Here is a 2,680-nt window from a genome sequence, read left to right as displayed (position 1 = left end):
GCAAGGCAGGGATTTCCCAGACCGAAATCATAGCCTTAACGTTACCTGCAATTTGCCGAAAAAATACTTTTAATCCGAATGTTTGAATGTAGATTTTCTGTGGGAAACACCCCAATCAACCATTGCATCAAGAACTGAGAGAATGTTTTTACCTGATTCGGTCATTTTGTATTCAATGCGAACTGGCGTTGAATCATAAACGTTTCTTGTTATAACACCATTAAGCTCTAATTCTTTTAACTCCTTAGACAACATTCTAGGTGTAATTTTATCGATATTGGCCTGTATGTCTTTGTACCTATAATTACCATAAAGAATAGAAGCTAGTATAGGTAACTTCCATTTACCACTTATCACATTCAAAGTATCATTAATCGCCAAAACGTATTGTACAGGGCATTTTTTTATCTCAGAAATATTTTGCAAATCATTCATTATCATACAGTCTAAATTAGTACTATACAAAAGTATAGCAGTATTAATTATTAACTAACTATACTTTATATAGCAAAAGTAATACTTTTGTATCATTATTAACGATTAAAAATTTTAAAAAATGATATTAGTAACAGGAGCAACAGGCGAATTTGGTAAGCATGCCGTTCAGCAATTAATGAAAAAAGGAGTAAACGTCTCTGATATTTCGATACTTTCTAGAGGCATGGAAAAGGCAAACAACTATAAAGAAGACGGAATTACAGTTAAAATAGGAGATTATACCAACTATGACTCTTTAGTAAAAGCCTTTAAAGGCGTAGATAAACTTTTATTTGTTTCTAGCAGCGAAATAGAAAACCGAGCAGAGCAACATCAAAATGTGGTTAAAGCAGCCAAAGCTACAGGAGTAAAACATATTGTCTATACTTCGTTTATGAGAAAACAGGAAAGAGATAATTCTGCTATTGCATTCTTACAAGATTCACATTTAAAAACCGAAAAGTGGATAATAGAGAGTGGTATAACTTATACATTTTTACAGAACGCCACATATTTGGACATGCTACCTATGTTTATAGGAGAGCAAGTTTTGGAAACGGGCGTCATAATGCAACCTGCAGGAAATGGAAAGTCTAGTTTAGTATTAAGACAGGAATTGGCAGAAGCAGCAGCAGTGGTATTGACTTCTGAAGGGCATGAAAATAAAGCCTATCCATTAGTAAACAATCAAGCGATTTCATACAATGAAGTAGCAGAAATAATTGCTGAGATAAGTGGTAAAGATATCACCTATCAATCGCCTTCATCTGAAGAATATCAGGCTGCACTAAAAAATTATGGTGTTCCTGATGAATATATTGGACTATTTACTGCGTTTTCGATAGCACAATCCAATGGAGAATTAGAAATGTCAGACAATTCTTTAGAGAAACTTATAGGTAGAAAACCAACAACCGCTAAAGATTTTTTGACCAAAATATACGCTTAAAATGGAGCGTAAAGAGTTTTTGAAGATAGCCGGACTAACGACATTAAGTATTCCAATTATGTCATCATTAAACAAATTAGAAAACATAACGGATTCTTTTGAATCTTCCAAACGAATGCCTGTCCTATTCTTAGGACATGGTTCGCCTATGAATGGTATTGAAGACAATGAATTTGTTAGAGAGTTTAAAAAACAAGGACAACAATTGGAAAAGCCCAATGCTATTATTGTGGTTTCTGCTCATTGGGAAACAAATGGAACTTTTGTTACAGCCATGCAAAATCCAAGAACAATTCACGATTTTGGCGGATTCCCTAGAGAACTTTATGAAGTACAATATCCAGCACCTGGACACCCAGAACTGGCTAAAGAAATATCAGAATTTATTAACCCAGCGGGAACCGTTCACTTAGATGATAAATGGGGGTTGGATCATGGATCTTGGACCGTAGTTAAACATTTATTTCCTGATGCTGATGTACCTGTGATTCAACTTAGTTTAGATTATAGAATGACACCACAGCAACATTACGAGTTGGCGCAACAATTAAAAAAAATAAGGCAAAAAGGCGTACTCATTGTTGGTAGCGGAAATATTGTTCATAATTTACGAAAAGTTGATTTTAAAAAAATTAATGAAAACTATGGCTATGATTGGGCAATAGAAGCAGATAGCAAAATGAAGAAATGGATTTTGGAAGGAAATCACCAAAATTTAATTGACTTTAATAAGCAAGGTAAAGCTTTTAACCTAGCTATTCCAACGCCAGAGCACTATTTGCCCTTATTATACACCTTAGGATTAAAAGACGAAAAGGATAATACCACAATCTTTAACGATAATCCTTTAGGCGGTTCTCTGACTATGACAAGTGTAAAATTTGGATAAAAAAAGCAGGTAACAAGGTATAAAAGCAATAGCGGTTTGGGTTAAACTCAAACCGAATTGCATTTAAATAAGTATATTGTAATTCGAAAGGTAAGTTCGATAATCCTGCTACTGCTCTTATACAGTACGTTAGAAGGTTATTTGCAGAAAAAATTAGAGCAGCTTCGGGGCTTCCCTTTTTTTGCTGCCTACCCTATAGTTTGACCAATCGGTGCGCAAGTAGTACGTTTATCAGGGCAGCAAAAAATCTACGTTCTGTTAAGTTGTGGGAAGTGCTTTCGGGTTATTTAGGGATTGAAAATAAGAGCAGCTTTCGGGCTATCCGCTTTTGCCGCCAGTACGGAATCGTTGCGCAATCGGTACGC

Annotated in this window: 3 protein-coding genes; 2 read left to right on the top strand and 1 reads right to left on the bottom strand. The window is 35.1% G+C overall.

The genetic code is table 11. The features are described from left to right. Positions 1-69: 69 nt before the first annotated feature. Positions 70-435: a winged helix-turn-helix transcriptional regulator gene (locus BV214_RS16315; RefSeq protein WP_217868849.1), complete on the bottom strand. Its 366-nt coding sequence runs from the start codon at positions 433-435 to the stop codon at positions 70-72. A gap of 121 nt (positions 436-556) precedes the next feature. Here BV214_RS16315 and BV214_RS16310 point away from each other — a divergent pair, with 121 nt between their 5' ends. Together BV214_RS16310 and ygiD are read left to right on the top strand one after the other, a co-directional pair. Next, positions 557-1,426: an SDR family oxidoreductase gene (locus BV214_RS16310; RefSeq protein WP_086478561.1), complete on the top strand. Its 870-nt coding sequence runs from the start codon at positions 557-559 to the stop codon at positions 1,424-1,426. Between the two features lie 58 nt (positions 1,427-1,484). Then, a complete protein-coding gene (gene ygiD / locus BV214_RS16305; protein ID WP_086478563.1) occupies positions 1,485-2,315 on the top strand; it encodes a 4,5-DOPA-extradiol-dioxygenase in 831 nt (276 codons plus the stop codon). Positions 2,316-2,680 lie beyond the last annotated feature (365 nt).

The sequence above is a fragment of the Arenibacter amylolyticus genome (assembly GCF_002150785.1).
In the GTDB taxonomy this organism is placed as follows: Bacteria; Bacteroidota; Bacteroidia; order Flavobacteriales; family Flavobacteriaceae; genus Arenibacter; species Arenibacter amylolyticus.
This window is presented reverse-complemented; position numbering and strand designations above follow the sequence as displayed.

Bases quoted from the DNA above. Each gene is read 5' to 3' on its own strand.
- BV214_RS16315 (WP_217868849.1), bottom strand. From the start codon at position 435: ATGAATGATTTGCAAAATATTTCTGAGATAAAAAAATGCCCTGTACAA.
- BV214_RS16310 (WP_086478561.1), top strand. From the start codon at position 557: ATGATATTAGTAACAGGAGCAACAGGCGAATTTGGTAAGCATGCCGTT.
- ygiD (WP_086478563.1), top strand. From the start codon at position 1,485: ATGTCATCATTAAACAAATTAGAAAACATAACGGATTCTTTTGAATCT.